The sequence below is a fragment of the Levilactobacillus fuyuanensis genome, from assembly GCF_003946395.1.
GTDB classification, from domain to species: Bacteria; Bacillota; Bacilli; order Lactobacillales; family Lactobacillaceae; genus Levilactobacillus; species Levilactobacillus fuyuanensis.
The window spans coordinates 134,688-155,734 of sequence record NZ_RHNZ01000003.1 but is presented as its reverse complement, the minus strand read 5'-3'; the positions used below and the strand labels follow the sequence as shown (position 1 = coordinate 155,734).

The window sequence follows — 21,047 nt, the reverse complement described above, 5'->3', positions numbered from 1 at the left end:
AACTTCATGAAAATAAGTAAAAAAGTCTGGTTTGACGCCATTGGGGTGGGGCTCTTCACACTGGTCTACAGTCTGATCATGGGTGGCATGTCGCTATGGATGGGGTCCGCGGCTTTTATCGCCGTTTCGTATTTCTTCGGCGCGGGCTTTCCCAAGGATAAGCTCTGGAATATCCTGGTTAGCTTTGCCCTCGGCATCATCTGGGGACTCATCGCCTTTCGCCTTCTGCAGGTGCCGAGTATCGCACCTCTCTGGCCCAGTGCCATCATGTTTGGTCTACTGACCTTCCTCGCCCTATTCCTGCAAGGGACGATTCTAAAATTTACGATCGTTCCCGCCTGGCTGATCGCCTGGGGGACGACGATGCTGATTATCACCAATGTGACCGTGCATAACTGGTCGCTCTTCGTGGTTCAACTCTACGGGTCAATGTTACTAGGAATCTTTGTGATTGGGTATGCGTCGGATATTTTCAACCGGATCATGTTCAAGTTCTCTCCGGAGAAAAAGGATGCCAATGCCGCTACCGATGTGACAGAGGAAGAAAACTAATTCAGTCGTTCGGTAAAGTTAGATTGGCGGGTATAATGGGTCTAAAGTGAGGTGCTTCCATGCAAATTACAGAAGGCTATATGCCATTTCAAAAGTATCACACGTATTACCGGGTCGTCGGTGATCTTCATTCCGGGTTAACCCCGTTATTGCTACTGCACGGTGGGCCCGGATCAACGCACAACTACTTTGAGGCGTTCGATGCGCTGGCAGAGCGGACAGGGCGGCCAGTCGTGATGTATGATCAGCTCGGTTGCGGGAAGTCCGACATGCCGGATGAGCCCAGTCTCTGGCAGGCAGCAACCTGGGTTGCCGAGCTGCAGGCGTTACGGGCGTATTTGAATTTAGACCGAGTGCACCTACTGGGCCAGTCCTGGGGTGGGATGCTCGCCATTATTTACCTGTGCGACTACCAGCCGCAGGGCGTCCAAAGTCTAATCCTGGCCAGCACGCTCTCGTCTGCTAAGCTGTGGGCGCAGGAACAGCACCGGATGATCGGGTTCATGGCACCAGTCGACCAGAAGGCAATTGCCACGGCCGAAACGAGCGGAAACTTTACGACCCCGGCCTACCTGACGGCTAACCAACACTTCATGGAACGGCACGCCGCGGGTCCCGTCACGGCGGCATCTCCTGAGTTTTTACGCCGGCCAAAACGTAGTGGTACCGTGGCTTACACGACCGCTTGGGGGCCGAACGAGTACTTCCCGACCGGCACGCTCAAGGATTACGAGTATACCGATAAATTGGCGCAACTGACCTTGCCCACGCTGGTGACTAGCGGCGTCAACGATCTCTGCACGCCGTTGGTGGCTAAGACCATGGTCGATCACCTACCGCATGCCGAGTGGACCCTCTTTGCTCACAGTCGCCACATGGCTTTCATCGAGGAGGCGCCAGCTTATCTGGACCGGTTAACCGGTTGGCTATCTAAAAAAGACTAAAGAAAACCCACATCAACTGGCCATTTCGGTCGGCTGATGTGGGTTTGTTTGTCCGGTTAAAGGTCGTTAGCGTTGGCCATCATCTGTTCCATGACCCGGTCGAGGGTGTTGAGGTCAGCTTGGGGGATTCCAGCGGTGACCTGGGTGCGAAACGCCTCGGCCAGGGGAATACTCTTGGTCAAAAGTGCCGTGCCAGCCGGCGTCAGCGCCAGCAACCGCGCGCGGTGATCCTTGGCGCTGACCGCTACCGTAATGAGGTTGGCCGTGCTCAGTTGATTGACGACTTTGACCATGCTGGGGCCGGTGATCCCAACGAGTTCGGCGAGATCACGCTGCCGAATCTGCTGGTGTTGGTCGATGTAGTAGAGGGCCATCCAGGCGCTGCGATTGATGCCCATGGGCGCCAGCGCGTCATTGAATTTGCTGGCAAACAGCTTGCTGCTACGCGATGTAATACACATGATGCAGCTATCCAAATCGAATTGAGATGTTGCCATTATTCGTCACCGCCCTCGAGAAAATTATGGCCTTATTATACCATGATTTCTCTAAAAATAGATAGTTAGCTAACTATTGACTTTGCGCAGTGATTCGTTATACTGGGGTTGTAAGCGCTTTACTAATCATGGAATAGGGGGCTACACCAATGGAAAGATATAACGCAACAGCCAGAAAGACCTTATCTAGTCTACAAGTTGATGTCCATTCCCGCGGCGTACACACGACTATTGACGAGCCAGAGAGCTTGGGTGGAACCAATACGGGGATGAACCCGGTTGAGTTGGTTCTGAGTTCGCTGGGCACTTCGCTACAGGAGACCGCGGCCCGATTAGCACCAGAAAACAAGTTCACATATGAGCAAATGATCGTCAATTTAGAGGGCGATTTGGATGCGGCCGGATTCATGGGCGATCCAGACATCCGAAATGGGTTCCAAGAGATCCGCTATAATTTGCAATTCAAGACGACCGAATCGCAGGCTGCCTGTGGGGCATTTGCGGACCTTGTGGCGGCCAACTGTCCGATTGAGGATATGCTTAGCAATGGTGTCACGGTAGTCCTAGACCAAGTCGAAATCGTCTAAAGGAGGCCTTCAACATGGCAATGGAAACGTTCAAAGTACAAGTGACCGGCACGGGTCGACCAAATGAATATCAGGCCGCTGTGCGGGACTTTAAAGTCAAACTAGCGCCAGATTCAACGTCTGCCGCGAGCTCTCACGAGGCAATTCTACAGGCGTTAGGTGCGTGTGAAGCCATTGTGATGGCGTCCTTCAACAAGCAACAGGACTTTACTTACCGCGATTTCTACTACACGGTGGAGGGGATTAAAACCGGGGATTCCGAGCGGCCAGGCATGGACCGCATTGGTGTAGCTGTTCACCTGAATACCGATGAATCCAAGCAGAAGTGTCACGAGTTCATGGACTTTGCGGAAAATACGTGTCCCGTGATGGACAATCTGACTAATACGGTACCTGTCAAACGAACCGGTGTTGCAGTCGTTTCATAACTAAATTCGTCATAACGCGGCAGTCTCTCAACGAATGGGGGGACTGCCTTTTTGACGGACAATGTTTCATGTGAAACATCTGAATTCTAATGCTAAAGAATTTCTTTAATTGGCTAGAAAGATGCGACAAATTCCGAGATTTTTACATTAGTAATAAGTGTAGGGGGGATTTGACGAATGGCCGATTTTATTTCGACGGATTATGGACCGGACCCGCTACGCAACGACAGGAGGGAGATGCCATACGGCCTAGTAACTTTTAACGCGCAAAAACCTACCAGGACAATACCCAGTAGGTTTTACGCTTGCTATCAAAGTTCCGGAATATCCATCTCGTTGATGCGGCCGTGACGTCGTGCATAGAACAAGATGCCCATTCCAGAGAAGGCGGTGGCAATGGCACACAGGACCAACATTTCTGGAATAGCAGAATTACCGATCATCAATGTCTCTCGCAACCCGTCGACTGAGTAGCTCATCGGTAGCCAGGGATGAATCGCCCGGAAGAAGCCGTTGGTCAGCTGCAGGGGGTAGGTTCCCGCCGAGCCGCCTAGTTGCAGGACGAGGAGGACCATGCTAAAGAAGGCACCGGGTTTGCCGAAGACCAGATTGAGCCAGTAGACGATGCTCATGAAGGTCCCACCGGTGATCAGTAGCATCATAAATGTCGCCCACGGGTGAATTGGGTTCAGGCCATCGATGGCTGCCAGTAGGCCCGTCATGAAGAGGGCTTCGCCGAGCACAAAGGCAGTCATGATGGAAGACTTACCAAGCCACCAGCTCCAGCCGCTCCGAGGATATTTCCGGGGCGTGTACATGTCAAACATCAGATTGAAGGCCAAGGCCCCCACAAATAGGGAGACGGACATCATGTACGGCGCCATTCCGGTTCCATTATCCGGTGCATGGTCGGGATCGCTGTGCGCCGTGGTCGTCGGCTGGGCAAATTGCTTATAGGTCAGTTGCGAGGGATGCACGGCGGCACGCCGACTGGCTTGGTGAAGCGTCGTTGCTAGCTTAGCATTCCCAGACTGAACCTTCGTTGCGCCGGTGGTTGCTTGTGTGGCACCAGTTGCCAGCTGTGCGGCACCGGCATGTAGGGCAGATGAACCAGCAGTGGCGGTGGCCATCGCGGTCGTTAGCTTCGATCCGTTGGCGGCTAGCGTGGCCAATCCAGTATTCAACTTATCAGCGCCACTCGCGAGTTGGCTAACGCCGGTTGTGAGTTGCGGCGTTTGCCGGTTCAAGCTAGTGAGACCACTTGTGAAGGCAGCCGTTCCAGCCGTTAAACGCGGTGTCTGGGCAACGAGCTTTTGTCCTCCCGATGCAAGCTTTGAGGCACCTTCAGCCAGTTGGGTCGTGCCGTTGGTTAGCGTAGGGGTCGCGGTAGCCAAGGAACCGATACCTGTGTTGAGTTGTGTTAGGGCGTGATTGGCCTGTTGAAGTCCACTGGTTAAGGTCGCAGCGTTAGTCGTCAGGGTGGTCAAGCCTGTGGCTAGTTCAGATTGCGCGCTTGCAGCTTTGGTGAGACTACTGTTGAGGCTGGTAGTCCCTGAGTTAGCCGATTTCAGGCCGGCTAAATCGTGACTCAGTTGTTTGGCGGCGGACTGCGCCGTGTTGACGTCGGTGTCGGCAGTGGAACTGTCATTGGCAGCTTTGAGCATCGCGGCCTTCTGGGTAGCGGTCAGTCCCTGCGCATCCGCGGTTGCGGCAAGTTTGCTTTGTAGGGCTGTATTTTGATGACTATTGTCGTTCGTCAGGGCGTCGAGCGCCGTCTGGAGCTTGGTAGCATCTTCGGAGACGGTATTACTGGATTGCTGGTCAGTCGCGAGTTGCGCCACCGCTTGTTTGAGTTGATCCTGTTGGGTTTGTGAAGACTTTAGCCCAGCTTGCAGCTGTTTGAGGCCGCTGGTGAGGGCGGCGCTGCCGGTTTCCAGTTTCACGAAATTGCCAGTCAATTGTTGACTGCCGGTGGCGAGTTCGTCGGTGTGCCTACTGAGTTGTTGCGTTCCAGTTTTGACAGTCTGGCTTCCGCTGGCGAGTTTCCCCGCTGCGGTTGTGAGCTGATTGGTACCTTGCGTGTAGGCGTTGACACCGTTGGCCACGCGTCGACTCCCGGTGGCCAGTTGCTGGACGCCGGTGGTCAGAGTGTGAGACTTGCTGAGTAGTTGGTCCAGGCCGGTCGCTAGCTGCTGGCTACCGTTTTGTGCCTGTTGCATCCCGCCGACGTATTGATTGAGCTTGGTGGTAATCGTGGTGTCGCCGTTCGTTAACTTTACCGTGCTGGCGGCAAGGGTGTTTAGGCCCGTTGCAATCTTGCGGTCGGCATTAGTGAGTTGTTGTCCGCCACTTGCTAACTGGTGACTCCCCTTACCGGCAGCCGTCAACCCAGTGCCGAGCTGCTTGATCGTGGCAAACATGGTCTTGGCGTAACTCTGGGTGACGGTATCACTGACCGCCTGTGCGGCAGTCTTGGCAGCCGTGGCGGTCAGCTTTGCGGCAATAAAGCTGTGACCAGCACTCGTTTCGTCGTGCAGAATCATTTGGCGTGGGGTCGCCTGCATTAGGGTCGTCGCGTTGTATGAGAAATCCTTTGGAATCGTGATGACCATGTAGTAGGTGCCATTGTTAAGACCCCGTTTGGCCGTTGCTTCGTGACTGACGGGAATGAATTTCATCGACGTCGCGTGTTTGAGGGTGGTCGTCAGATTTTTTCCGGCCGCGAGCGTTTTCCCCTGATAATGTACGGCGCGGTCCTGGTTGACGACGGCAATGGGGAGATCATCCAGCTTGCCGTAGGGGTCCCACATGGACTTGAGAAATGTGACGGCGTAGATGGATGGGATTAACATGATTACCGCCAACACGATTAATAGTAACTTGTGTTTGATTAAGTAACGCCATTCAGCTCGAATCATCGGCGACTCCCCCTTTGATGTGGTACGCTAAGGTCAAACTAAACCTCATGTGTGGCCAAATCATAGTCGCCTCGTGCGTGATCGTCCACAACAGAATGGTGCAGTCTGGGGATTAAACCGCACTTTTGCCACATCTGGGGTCTAACTGGAGGGATTTTATGACGGATCGACGCGTTGCGCGAACTAACCAAGCACTGCGGGAAGCCTTTCGCAAGCTGGCCCAGCAGTACCGGTTCCGCGAAATTACGGTACAACAGTTAACGGCGGAGGCCAATATCAATCGCAAGACGTTTTACCTACACTTTGAGTCGATCGATGACTTAGCGGACAGTTTTACCGCTGAGATTGCTGACCAGCTGCTGAGCTTGTTGCTCCAGGAACCGGCCGACCACGATCCTCTGAATAACTCGGGTGTGTGGTTTGAACGCTTGGATGACTTCTTCGAGAAGGCCCCAAAGTTCTATACGTTTATTCTGACATCGGATGATTACAGCTTCCTGTCGCGGCGCGTTAAACGCCGGGTGGCTGCCGGGCTAACAGCTAGCTTCCAACAGGATTATCAATTGAGTGCCATGGATGCGCAGATTGGGGTCAACTTCCTGATCGATAGCACACTGACCCTCTTTCGGCTGTACATTACCGGGCAGTTGGATCTTTCGCTACCGGCGTTCAAGCAACGGCTGGTGACGCTAAATATGCGCGGGCTACAGGGATTTTTGGGTGATTTTCGTGGCTAAAAAAAGAACGCCAGTCCGGCGTCCTTTTCGGTTCTATTCTTGATAGACGAAGACGATATTCGTCGCAGTCGACCGCGCTGCCGAATAGGCCCAATCCGGATGGTCGAATTGGGTCACGGTGGCGACCTTGGTCACTTGGTGCTCCGCCAGGTATCGGACCATCGCGCCACGGGCCATCTTGGCGAGGGTCGCCTTGGTCTTCAATTGGCCAGCAACGAGGCTACCAAAGGTGACGGTGACCATCGCCTGGTTTTCTGCGAGATAGGGCGTAATCGTCTTAGCGTATTCCTGCGACGCGAGGTTGAGGATGGGTTCTGGTGTGGGCGTCAGTGCGCGATAGAGGCGGTCGCCCCAGAAGGCGTAGAGATTACCCGTTCCAGCTACGGCAAGCTTGGATTGCATTTCCAAACGGTAGGGGACGACGCCATCAAATGGCCGCAGAAGGCCGTAAAAACCGGAGAGAATCCGTAAGTTATCGCGGACGTAATCCAGCGCGGGTGCGGTAAATAGGTCGGGTGCCATGTATTGGTATTGAATGCCGCTAAAGGCCAACAATGCCGGTGTGAGTTGGCGATGTAGGTCGAGTTGCTGTAGCCAATCGTAGTTAAGTTGTGCCAACTTGTCGCTACAGTGCCAGAGGGCTTTGGCCTGTGGGTAAGTGAGTTGTCGTAGCTGATCTAAGATTTGTTGGGTGGCCGCTAGATACTGAGGAACGCCATCGTAAGCGAAGGTGTCGGTATCGATGACCATCTTCTTAGCGGGCGCGATGATGATTTTCATGGCAAACGAGGCCTTCTTTCGGAGTGATTAGGGTTCAATCATAGCATAGGTGCATCTATTTTGCGTTCGCTTTATCCACAACAAAAGAGCTCAGACCTGCGTCCAAGCTCTTCAAAGCGGTGTTCGTAAATTCAAAATGATTAGACGAGTTGACTGCCTTCACTCTGGCCAGGGGCCACGTCATCGTGGTTAGCTGGGGTTGGGTTCAGGGGGAACTCATCGTCGGTTGGGATGGTCGTCGTGTTGATGGCGGCATCCGACTTGTGCAAGGTAACTGTCCCATAGGCGGGAACGGTTGCGATTTGCCAGTCGTTGCCGTCGCCATTGACCGTCACGGCTGCCTTGATTGGCGTATCCGTTGGGTTGTAGAGGTGGGCAACAATGTCGCCGTTAGTGCCCAAGAAGGCTACGGAGCCGAGACTGCCGGTGTACCCATCCTTGGTGTAGTTGGTTGAGCCGATGACCTTGGAGCCGGTGGGGACGTCTTGCCCGAAGTTTCTGAGCATGAAGTATTCGAGATTCCGTTGGACTTTCCCGGTGGTGTGGTCGATGGTGACGACCCCTTCACGGCCGGTGGAGTCGGCAGCATTTGGCAAGCCCCGTTCGTCCAGTGCCAGGTTCCACAGCGTGATCATGTTCAAGCCGTTGTGAACCAGCCAGTTACCGATAATGCCGAACATGATGTGGGCACTTTCCTCGGGATCGTCGGTCATCATGCAACGCCGTTCCGTCATGACCACGTCCCAGTTAGGGTAGGCCCGGTTGGCGTGGTACATATTTTCAAATGGCCCGGAGTAGGTGTGGACAGCCAAACCATCAAAGGCAGATGCCTCGGCAGGGGTGACTTCTTCTTCAATTGGCTTGGTCAAGGCGTGGAAGCTGTCATCCAGCAGGAAGAGTTTGGTATCTGGGAACGACCGGTTCAGCGCTGGCCGGAGATACTTGTAGCCGAAGCTAGCCAATTCTGGTACCGTCCAGATCATGGCTGGCCAGTGAGCGGCGGTTGAGGGTTCGTTTTGAATCGTCAGACCGTAGATGGGAATACCCAGCTTTTGATATTCTTCGATGTAGCGAATGAAGTATTGGGCGTAGATGTATTCGAAACGGTTCTCCTCGGTATAGCCGTTGCCGGTAAATTCGCCGAAGCGTAAGTGACCTCCGTGGGTCAGGTGACCGGTGTTCTTCATCCAAGCCGGCCCAGACCAAGGCGAGGCGATGATCTTTAGTGCGGGGTTGATTGCCAAGATTTCTTGGAGGACGGGCACAATGTTCTTCAGGTCCTTGGTAGCGTCCGGTGCACCGGGTTCACCCTCACCAATGGAGAAGTGTTCCAGCTTGTTATCGTGTTCGCCATAAGGCATATCGTCGTAAGTATAGTAGTCTTGACTCTGGAAGTCACAGGAGCCCAAAGGTACCCGGACACTGGAGAAGCCGCCCTGTGCAGGATCGAAGAGTTCGGTCAACAGGTCGTGCCGTTGCTTGGCATCCATGTCCTGCCACAGTAAGTGAGCAGCGGAGTCGGTGATGGCGGCCCCAGCACCTTTCCAGTCCTGGTGCTTGTCTGTAGGATCAATCACGATCTTCTTGGCATCAGCGATGTCGGTTTGATAATCTGGGGTGGCTAACGGTTCGCGCCGTTGGGTCAGATCGCCAGAAGTTGTGGTCCAAAATTCATTTTTGAATTTTCTCATAACTAAACTGCCTCCAATAAGACTTGTTTGAGTTGAAATTAATCGTAACCAGGGATAAAACCCCAGTCGTTCAGCGCCCTTACCCCTTTATCGTAACCGCTTACAGTGGATTCGTCTATGGCAATTACCACCCTCAATTTGTCCAAATGGCAACTAAAAGGGATTGTCGCCGCGTGGATTAGCTGGTAGGCTGAGACTATAGCGATTTCACTTGAGAAAGGACGAGACCATGGCGCAGCAACAGCTTTTTCAGACAATTGAATCAAATATCTACCTGTATGGGGGTCATTTCCAGCGAAACTTTCCCAGCTGGCACTATCCGCGCGAACAGCATCAGTTATTCGAACTGATTGCCGTCATGCAGGGGAGTGTCACCATGTTTATGGGGACTAGTCGTCGGGTAATCTCGGCCGGCGAATCGGTGATTATCACGCCGGAAACGCCGCATGAGAGTTTCAATTTCAGTGGTGACCGGTTGCAGTTCTTCTGCTTTCACTTTAATGTGGGTGACCTGGACCTGAAGACGCGGATCATTAAGAATCTGGGAAATGTAGTGATTCCCGCCGATTCGGTGGTCAGTCAGGCTGCTCGCAAGCTGATTCAATCAATCGTGGTCCTGGAAGAGGCCAACGTTCAGGCAACCGAACGCAAATTTCGGCTGGAGATTTTCTTCTTAGACTTCATGATTGCCTTATCCAAGTCGCAACCGGTGGTGACGACTGCGCAGGAGTACCCGGAGCGTGAAGTCATCTTGGCCCAGAAGTTGGCCAGTGGCCTATTTGCCGAGGATACCACGCGCCGGACCTTCCAGGCCGTGTGTGCGCACCGCAACATTAGCACCACGTATGGCCATCGCATCTTCAAGAAGATCTACGGGGTCACACCGACCGAATATGCCAAGGAGCGCCAGTTTAGCCGGGCGAAGGGCCTCTTGGAGATTGGGGAGAATTCGATCGAAGCAATTGCCCTCCAGATGAAATTTAGCAGTCAGGCCAGCTTCAGTAAGCAATTCAAACAGTGGTCGGGGATGACCCCGAGTGCCTTTCGCAAGACGCAGAGGCGGGAGCGCCACTCGGCAGATTATCTTGTTTAGGATGTTTCACATGAAACATTTGCCAACAAAAAAGGCGACCAGTTACAGTCGCCCATCAAGTGTGGATTTACCACATGTATTCAATTGGATCTTTAATGTATTTGTCGTAAACGTCCGTGACGATGGCCATTTGGTCTTTCGTCAGTGGCTTTACTTCAGCGGCACTCGTATTCCGTTCGATTTGGTTAGGGGTGCTGGCACCAGGAATAACGGCTGAAACGGCGTCAAACATCAGGATGTAACGTAAGGCGGTAGCGGCCAAATTGTTCGTCCCCAAGCGTTCCTTCAATTCGTTGGCAGCCTTGACCCCGGTGAGGTAATCAACGCCGGAGAAGGTTTCACCCTTACTGAAGAGTTGGCCATCGCGGTTGTTTGTCCGGTGGTCTTGCGGGCCAAAGTGGGTATCGGCAGTGAACTTACCGGTGAGTAGGCCACTAGCTAAAGGTACCCGAGCCAAGATCCCAACGTTGGCCTTCTTAGCTAAGTCGAAGAATAACTTGGCTGGCCGTAAGCGGAACATGTTAAAGATGATTTCAACACTGGAGATATCGTAATCCAGGGACTTAATAGCTTCCTCAACGCGTTCAACGCTGACCCCATAGTTGGCGATTTTGCCTTCCTTTTTGAGGTCGTCCAAGGTCTTGAACGTTTCTGGTTGGTAGTAGATGCTCATTGGCGGACAATGTAATAAGACTTGGTCGAGAGAGTCGACTTGCATGTTTTGCAGGGATTCTTCGACGTAACGTCTGATGAATTTAGGACTGAAATGTTCCTCGGAAAGGGGCATTTCTTTTCTACCAACCTTGGTTGAGTAGTGTACGTCGGGGTGGCGTTTGATGAATTGGCCAATGACCTTTTCACTCAAACCATCCTGATAGCCATCGGCGGTATCAAAGAAGTTAACGCCGTGGTCATAAGCGGCTTCCAGGGTATCCATAGCATCTTTTTCGTCGAATGGGTCCCCCCATTTACCGCCTAGTTGCCAGGTGCCTAGTGAAACCTCGCTAATGTTAAAACCAGTTTTTCCTAATGTTCTAAATTCCATAGTGGTTAACCTTCCCTTCTGAATATTTTAAGCATAGCACTTGAAGTACGCTTCAAGTAAAGTTTTTTTACTAAATGATTAGGACTGATATGAGATGACAGAATTAACGATTTCAGAAGTTGCCAAACAGTATGATTTAGCCCCATCGACGCTCCGTTACTATGAGCGATTAGGGTTGATTCCCAATGTTCAACAGAAGGGAAATCATCGTGTCTACAATGAAGCGAATCTTGAAAAACTGAATAGTATTGTCTGCTTCAAGAACTCCGGGATGAGCATGAGTGAGTTGCAGGAACTCCTGAGCTACCAAGAGACCGGTGCTGATTTGGATAAGATTTTGGCGATATTAAATGAGCACGAAGATGAAGTAGCCCGGCAATTGGCCCAACTTGAGAAGTATCACCGCCACATTACCCAGAAGGTGGCATTTTATTCGGCGATTAAACAGGCCGAGATTGCGGGGGAGCCGCGGCCGGATTGGGCGGATTATAAGCCTGGGGATGAAGTCTAGTGTCATTGACGTTGGGCGTTAGTAGTGGTTGTTATTTTGGTTTAGAGAGCTAGACTTTCTCTCGCCAGAATATCTGGGAATTTGCGGCCTCGAAAACGTGTTCAGTCGGATAGGTCCCTGCGCTTAACCCAGATAAGCACCGGCTCGGCTCCGCCAAGCTGGCACTCATCTACGTTAATGCTCAGGACCTACCGCCCGTTTTCACACTCTGGTTGAAACGAGTTCCGCAAGGCAGGTTCTTCCGCTTAGAAAGCTGAGTGACTCCTGTCCGACGAGGTCGTTGGTGGTTGTTTTGGTTAAGGTCGTTAGACTTTCTCTCGCCAAGATATCCGGAAACATGCGGCCTCTGAAACGAGTTCCGCAAGGCAGGTTCTTCCGCTTAGAAATCTAAGTTCTCCTGTCCGACGAGGTTTTTTAGTGGCTATTTTGATTCAGAGAGCTAGACTTTCTCTCGCCGGAATATCCGGAAATATGCGGCCTCGGAAACGAGTTCCGCAAGCCAGATTCTTACGCTTAGAAAAATAAGGAACTCCTGTCCGGCGTAGCCGAACAGAAGCTCCTTATTTCCCTAATGCTCAGAATCTAAGCGGCTTGCTTCACTCTCTATACAAAAAAAGCCATCCCGCGTTCTACTCGGGATGGCAGTGGTGAGGTGCGGCGACCTTCTGAATGCTTGCGCACCGATCGCGTACCCCCACCTTGGTTTGGCACCATTGGATAGTATCGCACGGGTACTGCGGGAAGTCAACCTTAATTGGTTTCGCGAATTGTCATGAGTTTGACTGACACGCCCAGGGCAATGACCAAGAAGACCAGACACATGGTAAATCCAGCTTGAATCCCCATTTGTGGGGCATTGGGATGGGTTGTGAAGAACTTAGTGGCTAAGTTGATCGTGGCGATGATGATCGCGGTCCCAAATGAGCCGGAAATCTGCCGGAGAGTGTTAAACGTCGCAACACCGTCAGCAACTAACCGGTTGGGCAGGTGGGTCAGTGCGTGTGTTTGAATCGGGATCAGAATCAAGACGAGTCCCAATTGCCGAATCGTTTGGCCAACCGTCAACATGACCACGGAAGCGTTGACGTCAATGAACGCCTGCATGATAGTCCCAAAGCAGTCGATCAACAGGCCAGCTGTGACGATTCGCCGCACGGGGTAACGGTCATAGAGCCGCCCACTGATTGGCGACATGATCCCTGTTAGACAGGCACCAGGCAGCAGCGCAATTCCAGAGATAATCGGACTTTGATGCATGATCGACTGGATCAAGAGGGGCAGCAGAATCGTGTTCCCATACATGGTAGCCACAATCAACGCGTTGAGGCTGGTGGCCGTGGTGAACTGAACGCTCTTGAAAATTTTAGGATTGATCAAGGGGTTCGTGCTATGTAATTGTTGCCGGATGAAGATGATAGTTAGGATGAGACCGATGATAAATGGGGCGACGACAAATGGGGAGACCAGTGAGTACTGGCCTACATTTGAGAAGCTCCACAACAGCCCTAACGCACCAAAGCTAATGAGAAACAGGCCCCAACGGTCCAAGGTCGGCGATTCATTCGTGGGTACACTTGGCAGGTAGAAGTAGGCCAAGATGAGATCCAGCAGAATGAAGGGGAGCACCAGGATGAACAGGTACCGCCACGACATGTAGGTCAGGATGACCCCGGACAATGTCGGTCCTATAATAGGAGAAAAGTTGAAGGCCAGACCAACGATCCCCATGACCGCGCCTTTTTTGGTGGGCGCGGCGTAGCGAATCGCCAGGATATTGACTAGCGGCATCATGACACCTGAACCGGTAGCTTGGATCATGCGGCCCAGAATCAACATCCAGAAGCTCTGTGCCAGACTGCCGAGTAGTGTTCCAATCAGAAAAATGACGGAAAACAGAATGAACAGTCTGCGAAACGTAAACTTTTTAATCAGGTAGGCACTGACAGGAATCATCATCGCACTCACTAGCATGTAGCCGTTGCTGATCCACTGAACGGTGGACGAGTTGACGTGAAACACGGTCATGAACGTTGGTAATGCTACATTCATCAGAGTGGAACATAGGATGCCGAAGAAAGTGCCAAATACCATGATAAATAACGAATGCTTAATTTCCTTTGACATTAAACGGCCTTCTATTCTATTAAACTTGCACAACTTCTCCAATGATACTGATAATTGTGAGGTTAGTCAATTGGTCTAGGCAACTCTTACTTGCGGTGAGTCCTACGAGCACGCCTTTCAGAAAATATGAGCAGATGGCAATCACTATCGCATATACTTATTCATACCCTTTACGCTTTTGTGAAAAGATTTGAAAGCGTTTACATAACAGGCGATTTGTGTTAGTTTAGAAATAAAGAGGTGTCCAGGTATGAAAAAAAGTGATGTGTTAGTAATTGGGTCAAACATGATTGATCTCATGACGTATATTAAGCGCATGCCGGTGGCGGGCGAAACCGTTGAGGCCGATGACTTCTCGATGGGTTTTGGCGGTAAAGGTGCGAACCAGGCCGTGGCCGCTGCCCGGTTAGGTGCCCAGGTCAGCTTCATCTCGATGGTTGGTAACGATAGCTTCGGAGAACAGCAACTGGCCAACTTCAAAGCCGCAAACATTGATGTGTCTGGCGTTGGTGTTGGTCATAAGAACAGTGGTGCCGCACCGATCTTCGTGGACCCAACGGCTGACAACCGCATTCTCATCGTCAAGGGGGCCAATAGTGAGTTAACACCGGCCGTTTTGGATGAGCATCTCGATATGATTCGAAATACGAAGTTAATTGTGTTGCAGCAGGAAATTCCGCTGGAGACTAACTATCATGCCATCGACTTGGCCAATCGTTATGGCGTACCGGTCCTCCTGAATCCAGCGCCCGCCAACAAGCAACTCGACATGGAACACGTGCGGCGGGTGGACTTCTTCTCGCCAAACGAAACGGAATTAGCGACGTTGACCGGCTTACCAACGGAGTCCATGGATGAAATCTCGCGGGCCGCGCAACGTTTAGTCGATATGGGCGTGAAGAACGTGCTGGTCACGATTGGATCTCGCGGCGTGCTGTGGGTCAGTGCCACGACGAGTCAGCTGATTGATGCGGTCAGAGTCGATGCAGTCGATACCACTGGTGCAGGCGATTCCTTCATCGGATCGTTTGCCAATTACTACGCCCAGGGTGAGACGGTACCTAAGGCATTGCGGCACGCCAATGAATATGCCGCCATCACCGTGACGCGGCGGGGGACGCAGAAGTCCTATCCAACCGCTGAGGAAGTTGCGGCGATGTATCAACCGAGTTAAGTAACAACTAATTTGTCTAAGTTAAAATGAGTGGCCGACCGGGTCTGACTGGTCGGCCACTTTAATAATCAATTATTAATAATAAATATTAGACAGGCAATGAGCATATTCGTTGCGTCGGCGTCTTGTCTCCCGTATACTCAAAGCTAATATAAATCATTAGCCAATCTAAAGGGGGACCTCTACAATGAAAAATTTACTCTTAGGTTTTAGTTTAGCAGCCAACGTGGCCCTAGCCTATCTCGTTCTTCAGGACAAAGAGCAACTTAAAGCATTGCAGTCCCGGGCAGATAACGCCGTCGATAAGGTCGCTGGCAAGGCCCAACAAATCAAGGGAACGTTGACCGGCGACGTGAGCGCCAAGGCTAAAGGCAATTTGCAAGAAGGTCGCGGCGAAGTCAAAGATATTGTTGATGATGTGAAAGCTGAATTTGGTGCGTAAGGTTAGTGACGCTTGGTTACAACGAAATCATGAACTTAAAGTCAGGACTGGGATGAAATCCCAGTCCTGACTTATTAATAACTAACCGATATTGATACTTGTGAAGTTATATAAGTGCCAGTCATCCGTTAAATGGGGATTATTACGCGCTTTGTTAGGAGAGACACCGACAAACTTTTTGAACTCGCGCGTCAGGTAGGCTTGATCGGTAAAATTCAAAATTGCGGCAATCTCTGAGAGGGGCAGATTGGTCGTCTGTAGGATCTCAACGGCCCGATTAATTTTGACCAGAATCTTGAAGCGCGAGATGGGCACGCCGATCTCTGCACTGAAAAGGGTCGATAGGTAGTGTGGTGATAATCCCAGCTGATTGGCGAGTTGGGTCACGGTGATGTTGGATTCGGGACTGTTCATGATGATTTGGTAGGCCCGCCGAACCGGTGCGGACAGATGAACACTCTTGAGCTGATGAACGCGTTGGGCCATGTCCTTGATCATCGTTTCAATCCCGGTCATGACGTCGTCGTAGGTTGTCAGTGTTTCCAGGGTACGGACGTAGTGGTCGTTGAGCGAGTAAGCCTGGTCGAAGTCCATGCCGGCATGGATGGCCGCTCTGAGCGTGACCGAAGTACTAATGATGCCCCAATTCTTGATATTACGGAGGTTGCTGCCGTCCGCGAGAATGCCAATGCGACCGGAGTTGACCAGCCCAACGAAGGCGTCGTGGACCATGGAGGGTTTACCCAGCTCGACCGCGGTTTTCAGCGCCTTTTCGTAGGCATAACTGACGTGAGCCCCCTCGTCATCGAAGTTGACCAGAATCAGTTTGTCATTGAACTGATCGGAACGCAGGGCCTGTTCGAAGGCGGTCGTCACGGCTTCAACAGTCATGGATAAGTGGATAATCTGCGTCAACGCTAGGATCTGTGTTAGACACTGGTCGCGTGTAATCGAGTATGTACTTAAAACTTGTGGCAGATAAATTGTGCGGGCTTCGTTATCGGTGGGATCGTGGGCCGTGACGTCGGTGACCAGGATAGGACCTAAGATATAGGTGAGGTCAGCCTGTTTAAGACAGATTGAAAACAGGTTCTGACTGTGCCGAAAGACGGTGATGATGGCCTCGTGGTCGGGTATTTCGTGAAATAGGGCGATGTACGCTGACGTTAAGATTTTACCCTGCTTGAAGGTGATCTTCGGTCGATGCTGGACGGTTTTAAAGATGGCGGCGGGGACCGCCAAAGCTTCTAGATAGAGTTGGTCAAGGGACAAGGGACGGCCTTCTTTCTGCTGGATGGGCGCTTATGGTAAAGTTTGTGTTCGCATGTAAACGCTACATCAGTTATACCTTAGCCTGTCAAAAATTACTAGCAGTGGTTTGGAAGTGTTTCACATGAAACATTGATGGTTGGTAAACTCACTGACAAAGTTACGCCGCTTAAAGAGATTTAAGCGGTGTTTTTATAGGATTGTGGGTTTAATAGGAGAAAGGGGGCAAATACGATGACGGATGAAGAAAAGCTACAACGGATTTATGCAGCGGCGAGTGAATTGTTCATTCAGCCGGGCTATCATGAGACACAGATGCAGATGATTGCGCAGCGCTCGCAGCTCGCAGTGGGGACACTCTATCGATTATTTACCAGTAAGGCGGCGCTCTTGGACTATGTGTTCTTGACGACCCTGCCGACAGCCACAATGACGATGAAGACTTATCCATTGGAATCGGTCGATCCACGGGAATTAGTCAACCGGACGCAGGCAGCCTATGCCGACTGGAATCGGCAATTGACTAGTCACAAGGCCGCGAGCTTCGATGACCTTTTGACGGCATTATTTCAGGCATTCGAACGGTACGGGCAATACTTTTTGATTTTGGAGCACAATCCAACGGTGAATCCAGCGTTGACGGCACTCTATCGCCAGCAACGGCAGACGTTGTATCAACAGGTAGGGGCTTTTATCGCGGAAAAACTATCGGCGATTCCAGAGCCACAGCGTAACGGCGTCATCGTGGTCGATCTGGTCTTCTGGTGGTGCGCGCACAAGCGCTATGACAGCTTCGAGATGGAGATGGCTCACGGTGAGGATGACCGGATGATCGCGGTCGTTCGAGAGATGTTACGCCGGAGCTATCAGTAAGGCCCTTCGTTATCTCAACGAGTGAACGCCGCAGTTTTAATCACTTTAAAATGACTTTTACACGTCAGTGGTTAAACTGGGGGCAATTCGAATGAATGATTCGTTCACTCGTTTGAGATAAGGGGGATGAGATCATGAATTTTCATGAATGGACCTATATCAAGCAGCATCCAACGGTTTGGCGTATCTTGTTGGGAATTTTGGTGATTCCACTGGCGTATGCGGCAATTTTGTTAGCCTCCGTTTGGAATCCGTATGGCGAGCTTCATCGCCTGCCAATGGCGGTGGTCGACCAGGACCGAGCGACGGCGACGATGCATTGGGGGCAGACCGTTACGCGGCAACTCACACGCAGTAAGTCATTGCAGTTCCACCGGATGGCCGCCCGGCAGGCCCATCGAGAACTACGTGCGGGGAAGCTTTATTTAGTCTTGACGATTCCACGGCAGTCATCGTCTCAATTAAGTCGGCTGGCAAGTCATCCTGAAACATTGCGACTAACCTATCAAACGGATGCTGGGCAGAGCGCGGTGGCTGCTAAGATGACTAGTACTGCCATGCAAAAGCTGCAGGCCACGCTTAACCAAACTGTGATTCAAGCCGAACTGGTGGCAATTCAACAGCAGACGGTGCAATCCGGCCGACGTTTGGTCGCCACGGCTGGTCAGTTACAGCAGGTGGTTCGAGCCAGTGCGGCAGGCGCTCCGGCCGCGCTGACCAACGAAACGAATGAAGCAATCATTCAGGGACTGACGCACAGTGGTCAACGGTTGACGCAGCAGTCTAAGCGGCCGTATCAGTTGCGGGCGTTGGCTGCGCCAATCAGGCTGGTTCAGCACAATGTCACGTCGGTCGTCAACAATGGAACCGGCATGGCACCTTACTTTATGGCAATTTCACTTTTTGTTGGCTGCATTACCTTGAATATCATTTACGATGCGGGCAAACGTCACGGGAAATACCGAAACTTTGCATTGGCGTGGCTAGACAAGATGGGGATGCTTTGGGCATTTGTGATGCTGGCGGCCTCGGCCATGTGGCTAGGGGTCCGGGACATCAATGGTTTACGACCGCTCCAGCCGGGGAAGACCTATCTGCTCTCGCTGCTCATTGTGCTAGCATTCTTCAGTCTGGTCACGTTCTTCCGTTTATGGCTGGGGCTCACCGGTGCTTGGCTAATGCTGATCTTCATGATCTTTCAGATTGGCTGTTCGGGTGGCACCTATCCCATTGCACTGACCAATCCCCTCTATCGGACAGTCCATCCGTATTTGCCGATGACGATTGCGATGTCTGGGTTACGGCACACGATTTCCTTGGGCGGCTCGATTGCCGGAATTTGCTGGATATTAGTCGGTATCGTGGTGGTCTTTAGTTTGGGGACGCTGGCGTTCTTCTATGATCATCGAAATGACGCGGTAACGGCGTAATTGGAACTGTTCATGTCGAGACAGGCAGGGCCAACACACGAAGCGTATAATGGAATGGTGAGATTTTACGAAATGGAGTGAAAGTTTTTGCGAAAAATAGCACCATTCTTTGTGGCATTGGGCGCCATCAGCTTTGGGGTTCCAGCCACCTTGATGAAGATTGCGCGTAGTGAGGGTGTGGTCAACGGGCCACTGTTGTTCTGGTCGTTTCTGAGTGCCGTGATCATCCTGGGAATTATTCACGTGGCGCGTCGTCGCTGGCTACGTTACCAGCATACAAACTGGAAGCAACTGCTGGCGGTTATGGCGGCCGGGACGGCTTCCGGGTTTACCAATACCTTCTACATTCAGTCGTTGAAATTAATTCCGGTTGCGGCCGCGGCGGTCATGTTGATGCAGGCCGTGTGGCTGTCGGTTCTGCTGGGCAGCATCCTGCATAAATGCCGACCGACTCGGCTGCAGGTCGTGAGCATTGTCCTAGTCTTGATTGGGACGGTGTTGGCTGCGGGCCTCTTTCCAATTACCCAACCGTTGTCGTTGTGGGGCTTATTCCTGGCGTTTCTGGCGGCATGTGCCTACGCCTGCACGATTCAATTCACCGCAATGTTGGGAAATAACCTGGACCCGTTGAGTAAGACGTGGCTGCTGTGTATCGGCGCGTTTATCCTGATTTCGGTCGTCTGGGGGCCACAGATTGTGTCGGCACCAGTGACGTTTGATACCGTGAAGTGGGCCTTCTGGATTGCCATCTTCTCTATGGTCTTTCCATTGGTGGCGTACTCGATCTTCATGCAGTATTTGGACTTGGGAATCGGTCCTATTCTGTCCTCATTGGAATTACCAGCGTCCATCACGATTGCCTTTCTCGTCTTGGGTGAAAAGGTCGATTGGCTCCAGATTGTGGGAGTGCTGGTGATTATTGGTGCCGTGATTCTTCCTAACGTTTGGGGGATGCGCCGACAAAATCAGTTGCGCTAATGTTTCATGTGAAACAAATCGGTTCCCGTTGCGGTCAATTGCCGTGGCGGGACTTTTTCGTGGTATTCTAGGATTACTAAAACCACTAAGGGAGACGAGTACATGGCAACTGTAACGGGCGAGACCCTTTCGCTAGATGCGTTGGAAGCCGGTAACCAGTACGTGAACTGCGAGCTGACTTATTCCAACCAAGATATTCGGGTAGAAGAGGTTACCTTCGAGAAGTGTAGGTTTCAACAGACGGATTTTAAAAATAGTGAGTGGCTGGATTGCCAGTTTCAAGGCTGCCAATTTTTGAATTGCCAATTCCAGGAGAGTTACTTGTATCGGTGCCAATTCGATGGTTGCCAGTTATTGGGCAGTGACTTTACTGCGGCCCGACTCAAGGACGTGACCATCAGCGAAACGCGGGCGGACTACGCCAATTTCGCAGAGGCCGTCCTGACCGGCTGTGACTTCAGCGAGACGCGACTGAACGAGGCGAGTTTCCAGATGGTGACGGTCAAGCGGCGACTGAGTTTCAACCGGTGTGAACTGGTACGCGCCGACTTTTCGGAGAGCCAGTTGAAATTAGTTGATCTGCGGACCAGTGATATTGACGCGCTGGTCTTTACTCCGGGATTGGTACGGGGCTGTAAGATTGATGCACTCCAGGCGGTGACGTTTGCGGCGGCACTAGGATTGGACATTGAGGATTAACGTAAATTAAAACGAGTGGCCGTGGTGGTCACTCGTTTTTTGCGAATTAGTTAGTCGTTGTCAGGGTTACTTGGGGTAAGTCGGCTTGTGCTTCGGCGCGCGTTCCCCAGTGGCCCAAGCAGATGCTCGCTGTGGCACCAAGAATAATAATCGCCAAAATAGTTTTCAGAACTTTTCCTCTGATGATGCGGACCTCCCTTGGGTTGTTGGCCCGAGTATAGCATGTTGTGTGGGGAATACCAAAAGTCTTGAAGACGATGATGATTGTACACATG

At 51.8% G+C, this 21,047-nt stretch carries 20 protein-coding genes; 13 read left to right on the top strand and 7 right to left on the bottom strand.

What is annotated here, in order from left to right:
- Positions 1 to 6: 6 nt before the first annotated feature.
- Together EKM73_RS01845 and pepI are read left to right on the top strand one after the other, a co-directional pair.
- Positions 7 to 552: a DUF1097 domain-containing protein gene (locus tag EKM73_RS01845; RefSeq protein WP_125700288.1), complete on the top strand. Its 546-nt coding sequence runs from the start codon at positions 7 to 9 to the stop codon at positions 550 to 552.
- 59 nt (positions 553 to 611) lie between these two features.
- The gene (pepI, locus tag EKM73_RS01840; RefSeq protein ID WP_125700287.1) at positions 612 to 1,496 is read left to right on the top strand and encodes a proline iminopeptidase; all 885 of its coding nucleotides are present in this window, start codon (positions 612 to 614) and stop codon (positions 1,494 to 1,496) included.
- A 56-nt stretch (positions 1,497 to 1,552) separates the two neighbouring features.
- Here pepI and EKM73_RS01835 read toward each other — a convergent pair whose 3' ends face one another.
- On the bottom strand, positions 1,553 to 1,957 hold the full coding sequence (locus tag EKM73_RS01835; protein ID WP_164508819.1) for a MarR family winged helix-turn-helix transcriptional regulator: 405 nt from the start codon (positions 1,955 to 1,957) through the stop codon (positions 1,553 to 1,555).
- A gap of 185 nt (positions 1,958 to 2,142) precedes the next feature.
- Between EKM73_RS01835 and EKM73_RS01830 the strand changes: the two genes are divergently transcribed.
- Complete coding sequence (locus tag EKM73_RS01830) at positions 2,143 to 2,580, top strand: OsmC family protein (protein ID WP_125700285.1); 438 nt, start codon at positions 2,143 to 2,145, stop codon at positions 2,578 to 2,580.
- Positions 2,581 to 2,594: 14 nt separating this feature from the next.
- Positions 2,595 to 3,008 (top strand): OsmC family protein, encoded by a 414-nt coding sequence (locus tag EKM73_RS01825; protein WP_125700284.1) that lies wholly within the window; start codon positions 2,595 to 2,597, stop codon positions 3,006 to 3,008.
- Positions 3,009 to 3,319: 311 nt separating this feature from the next.
- Here EKM73_RS01825 and EKM73_RS01820 read toward each other — a convergent pair whose 3' ends face one another.
- Positions 3,320 to 5,926 (bottom strand): YhgE/Pip domain-containing protein, encoded by a 2,607-nt coding sequence (locus tag EKM73_RS01820; RefSeq protein ID WP_125700283.1) that lies wholly within the window; start codon positions 5,924 to 5,926, stop codon positions 3,320 to 3,322.
- Positions 5,927 to 6,084: 158 nt separating this feature from the next.
- Between EKM73_RS01820 and EKM73_RS01815 the strand changes: the two genes are divergently transcribed.
- Positions 6,085 to 6,663 carry a TetR/AcrR family transcriptional regulator gene (locus EKM73_RS01815; RefSeq protein WP_125700282.1) on the top strand — a complete coding sequence of 193 codons (579 nt, stop codon included), beginning with the start codon at positions 6,085 to 6,087 and terminating at the stop codon, positions 6,661 to 6,663.
- Positions 6,664 to 6,696: 33 nt separating this feature from the next.
- Here EKM73_RS01815 and yaaA read toward each other — a convergent pair whose 3' ends face one another.
- Both yaaA and EKM73_RS01805 read right to left on the bottom strand, forming a co-directional pair.
- Entirely contained in the window at positions 6,697 to 7,443 is a 747-nt protein-coding gene (gene yaaA / locus EKM73_RS01810; RefSeq protein WP_125700281.1) for a peroxide stress protein YaaA, read from the bottom strand.
- 140 nt (positions 7,444 to 7,583) lie between these two features.
- Positions 7,584 to 9,134, bottom strand: coding sequence for a glycoside hydrolase family 30 protein (locus EKM73_RS01805; RefSeq protein WP_125700280.1), 1,551 nt, complete (start codon positions 9,132 to 9,134; stop codon positions 7,584 to 7,586).
- A 211-nt stretch (positions 9,135 to 9,345) separates the two neighbouring features.
- Between EKM73_RS01805 and EKM73_RS01800 the strand changes: the two genes are divergently transcribed.
- Positions 9,346 to 10,227, top strand: coding sequence for a helix-turn-helix domain-containing protein (locus EKM73_RS01800; protein WP_225421244.1), 882 nt, complete (start codon positions 9,346 to 9,348; stop codon positions 10,225 to 10,227).
- Positions 10,228 to 10,294: 67 nt separating this feature from the next.
- Here EKM73_RS01800 and EKM73_RS01795 read toward each other — a convergent pair whose 3' ends face one another.
- Entirely contained in the window at positions 10,295 to 11,272 is a 978-nt protein-coding gene (locus tag EKM73_RS01795) for an aldo/keto reductase (RefSeq protein ID WP_125700278.1), read from the bottom strand.
- Positions 11,273 to 11,366: 94 nt separating this feature from the next.
- Here EKM73_RS01795 and EKM73_RS01790 point away from each other — a divergent pair, with 94 nt between their 5' ends.
- Entirely contained in the window at positions 11,367 to 11,783 is a 417-nt protein-coding gene (locus EKM73_RS01790; protein ID WP_125700277.1) for a MerR family transcriptional regulator, read from the top strand.
- A gap of 750 nt (positions 11,784 to 12,533) precedes the next feature.
- Here EKM73_RS01790 and EKM73_RS01785 read toward each other — a convergent pair.
- A complete protein-coding gene (locus EKM73_RS01785; protein ID WP_125700276.1) occupies positions 12,534 to 13,907 on the bottom strand; it encodes a DHA2 family efflux MFS transporter permease subunit in 1,374 nt (457 codons plus the stop codon).
- A 250-nt stretch (positions 13,908 to 14,157) separates the two neighbouring features.
- On the opposite strand from EKM73_RS01785, the gene rbsK reads away from it, so the two are divergent.
- Positions 14,158 to 15,081, top strand: coding sequence for a ribokinase (rbsK, locus tag EKM73_RS01780; RefSeq protein WP_125700275.1), 924 nt, complete (start codon positions 14,158 to 14,160; stop codon positions 15,079 to 15,081).
- 187 nt (positions 15,082 to 15,268) lie between these two features.
- Positions 15,269 to 15,523: a CsbD family protein gene (locus EKM73_RS01775; protein WP_125700274.1), complete on the top strand. Its 255-nt coding sequence runs from the start codon at positions 15,269 to 15,271 to the stop codon at positions 15,521 to 15,523.
- Positions 15,524 to 15,604: 81 nt separating this feature from the next.
- Here the strand turns inward: EKM73_RS01775 and EKM73_RS01770 are convergent, their stop codons facing one another.
- Positions 15,605 to 16,795, bottom strand: coding sequence for a helix-turn-helix transcriptional regulator (locus EKM73_RS01770; RefSeq protein ID WP_125700273.1), 1,191 nt, complete (start codon positions 16,793 to 16,795; stop codon positions 15,605 to 15,607).
- 231 nt (positions 16,796 to 17,026) lie between these two features.
- Here EKM73_RS01770 and EKM73_RS01765 point away from each other — a divergent pair, with 231 nt between their 5' ends.
- The 4 genes from EKM73_RS01765 (at position 17,027) to EKM73_RS01750 (ending at position 20,772) form a co-directional block, all read left to right on the top strand.
- Positions 17,027 to 17,665 (top strand): TetR/AcrR family transcriptional regulator, encoded by a 639-nt coding sequence (locus EKM73_RS01765; RefSeq protein ID WP_125700272.1) that lies wholly within the window; start codon positions 17,027 to 17,029, stop codon positions 17,663 to 17,665.
- A gap of 134 nt (positions 17,666 to 17,799) precedes the next feature.
- Positions 17,800 to 19,095, top strand: coding sequence for a YhgE/Pip domain-containing protein (locus tag EKM73_RS01760; protein WP_125700271.1), 1,296 nt, complete (start codon positions 17,800 to 17,802; stop codon positions 19,093 to 19,095).
- 87 nt (positions 19,096 to 19,182) lie between these two features.
- Entirely contained in the window at positions 19,183 to 20,073 is an 891-nt protein-coding gene (locus tag EKM73_RS01755) for an EamA family transporter (RefSeq protein WP_125700270.1), read from the top strand.
- Positions 20,074 to 20,175: 102 nt separating this feature from the next.
- On the top strand, positions 20,176 to 20,772 hold the full coding sequence (locus tag EKM73_RS01750) for a pentapeptide repeat-containing protein (protein ID WP_125700269.1): 597 nt from the start codon (positions 20,176 to 20,178) through the stop codon (positions 20,770 to 20,772).
- Positions 20,773 to 21,047: the final 275 nt, after the last annotated feature.

Coding starts and splice junctions, on each gene's coding strand:
- rbsK (WP_125700275.1), top strand. CDS start 14,158: ATGAAAAAAAGTGATGTGTTAGTAATTGGGTCAAACATGATTGATCTC.
- EKM73_RS01825 (WP_125700284.1), top strand. CDS start 2,595: ATGGCAATGGAAACGTTCAAAGTACAAGTGACCGGCACGGGTCGACCA.
- EKM73_RS01830 (WP_125700285.1), top strand. CDS start 2,143: ATGGAAAGATATAACGCAACAGCCAGAAAGACCTTATCTAGTCTACAA.
- EKM73_RS01785 (WP_125700276.1), bottom strand. CDS start 13,907: ATGTCAAAGGAAATTAAGCATTCGTTATTTATCATGGTATTTGGCACT.
- EKM73_RS01760 (WP_125700271.1), top strand. CDS start 17,800: ATGAATTTTCATGAATGGACCTATATCAAGCAGCATCCAACGGTTTGG.
- EKM73_RS01820 (WP_125700283.1), bottom strand. CDS start 5,926: ATGATTCGAGCTGAATGGCGTTACTTAATCAAACACAAGTTACTATTA.
- EKM73_RS01750 (WP_125700269.1), top strand. CDS start 20,176: ATGGCAACTGTAACGGGCGAGACCCTTTCGCTAGATGCGTTGGAAGCC.
- EKM73_RS01765 (WP_125700272.1), top strand. CDS start 17,027: ATGACGGATGAAGAAAAGCTACAACGGATTTATGCAGCGGCGAGTGAA.
- yaaA (WP_125700281.1), bottom strand. CDS start 7,443: ATGAAAATCATCATCGCGCCCGCTAAGAAGATGGTCATCGATACCGAC.
- EKM73_RS01790 (WP_125700277.1), top strand. CDS start 11,367: ATGACAGAATTAACGATTTCAGAAGTTGCCAAACAGTATGATTTAGCC.
- pepI (WP_125700287.1), top strand. CDS start 612: ATGCAAATTACAGAAGGCTATATGCCATTTCAAAAGTATCACACGTAT.
- EKM73_RS01815 (WP_125700282.1), top strand. CDS start 6,085: ATGACGGATCGACGCGTTGCGCGAACTAACCAAGCACTGCGGGAAGCC.
- EKM73_RS01805 (WP_125700280.1), bottom strand. CDS start 9,134: ATGAGAAAATTCAAAAATGAATTTTGGACCACAACTTCTGGCGATCTG.
- EKM73_RS01775 (WP_125700274.1), top strand. CDS start 15,269: ATGAAAAATTTACTCTTAGGTTTTAGTTTAGCAGCCAACGTGGCCCTA.
- EKM73_RS01845 (WP_125700288.1), top strand. CDS start 7: ATGAAAATAAGTAAAAAAGTCTGGTTTGACGCCATTGGGGTGGGGCTC.
- EKM73_RS01795 (WP_125700278.1), bottom strand. CDS start 11,272: ATGGAATTTAGAACATTAGGAAAAACTGGTTTTAACATTAGCGAGGTT.
- EKM73_RS01835 (WP_164508819.1), bottom strand. CDS start 1,957: ATGTGTATTACATCGCGTAGCAGCAAGCTGTTTGCCAGCAAATTCAAT.